Origin of the sequence: Kitasatospora sp. MY 5-36, assembly GCF_001182915.1 — a bacterium.
Taxonomy (GTDB): Bacteria; Actinomycetota; Actinomycetes; order Streptomycetales; family Streptomycetaceae; genus Kitasatospora.
In genome coordinates this window covers 1-1,364 of sequence record NZ_LFVW01000890.1, presented here as the reverse complement: position 1 = coordinate 1,364, position 1,364 = coordinate 1, and the positions used below count along the sequence as shown (strand labels likewise).

2 protein-coding genes are annotated in these 1,364 nt (G+C 73.6%); both read left to right on the top strand.

Annotation, left to right across the window (positions count from 1 at the left end):
* The coding region (locus tag AE652_RS43295) for an RICIN domain-containing protein (RefSeq protein WP_159028680.1) at positions 1-1,060 on the top strand (1,060 nt) is incomplete at its 5' end.
* A gap of 91 nt (positions 1,061-1,151) precedes the next feature.
* On the top strand, positions 1,152-1,364 hold a 213-nt coding region (locus AE652_RS37805), incomplete at its 3' end, for a trypsin-like serine protease (RefSeq protein ID WP_049659832.1).

The window sequence follows — 1,364 nt, the reverse complement described above, 5'->3', positions numbered from 1 at the left end:
TTCCTACGCCTTCACCGCCAAGCTGGACATCGGCGACGGCAAGCGCTCCTGCACCGGCGCCCTGGTCGACCCGTTCTGGGTCATCACCGCCGCCTCCTGCTTCGCCGACGACCCCGCCCGGCCGACGACCGTCCCGGCCGGCCCGCCCGCGCTCCGAACGACCGTCACCGTCGGCCGCACCGACCTCACCACCACGGCGGGCCAGGTCCGGGACGTCGTCGACCTGGTCCCCCGCGCCGACCGCGACCTGGTCATGCTGCGCTTGGTCAACCCGGTCATCGACGTCGACCCGCTCGCCGTGGCCACCACCGCCCCCGCCCCGGGCGAGGAGCTGCGGGTGACGGGCTACGGCCGCACCAGGGCCGAGTGGGTGCCCGACCAGCTCCACAGCGCCGCCTTCACCGTCGGCGCCGTCGACCCGACCGGCCTCGCCATCGCCGCCAAATCCCCCGCCGACGCCGCCGTCTGCAAGGGCGACACCGGCGGCCCCGCCCTGCGCAAGGTCGGCGACCACTACGAACTCGCCGCCCTCAACAGCCGCTCCTGGCAGAACGGTTGCCTCGGTGCCGCCCCGACCACGCACACCGGCGCGTACGAGACCCGAACCGACGACCTCGGAAGCTGGATCCAGCAGACCGCCGCCCTCGACTGGACGACCCCGCTCGTCAACACCAACAGCGGCAAGTGCCTGGAGATCGACGACTCCCTCCTGACCGACGGCGCCCGCGCCCAGCAGTGGACCTGCCACAGCCTGCCCACCGCCCGCTGGATCCTCCACTGGGCCGACGACGCCTGGGAGGTGCGCAACGCCAACAGCGGCAAAGCCCTGGAGATCGAGAACTCCCTCACGGCCGAAGGCGCCCCCGCCCAGCAGTGGACCTTCCACGGCCTCCCCACCCAGAAGTGGGACCTCGTCAAGGCCGCCGGCGGCTACGCCCTCAGGAACCGCAACAGCGGCAAGGCCCTGGAGATCGACGACTCGCTCACGACCGACGGCGCCCGCGCCCAGCAGTGGACCTTCTACGACCTCCCCACCCAGAAGTGGGCCTTCTCGCACTGACCCCCGGGAACGACCCGGAACCTGCGCCCAGAACCCGAGCCCGGAACCCGGAAGCGACCCGGGCCCGGAACCGACCCGAAGAGGAATCCCCATGCCCCGCACGACCCCGTCCCGCTCCTGGCGCACCGGCGTACTCGCCGCGGCCACCGCCGCCGGCGTGCTGGGCACCTGCGCGCCGGCCGGCGCCGTGGTCGGCGACGCCGCCGCCGACGGCTCCTACGCCTACACCGCCCGCCTGGCGATCGGCGACGGCCTGCGCACCTGCACCGGCGCCCTGGTGGACCGCAACTGGATGCTCACCGCG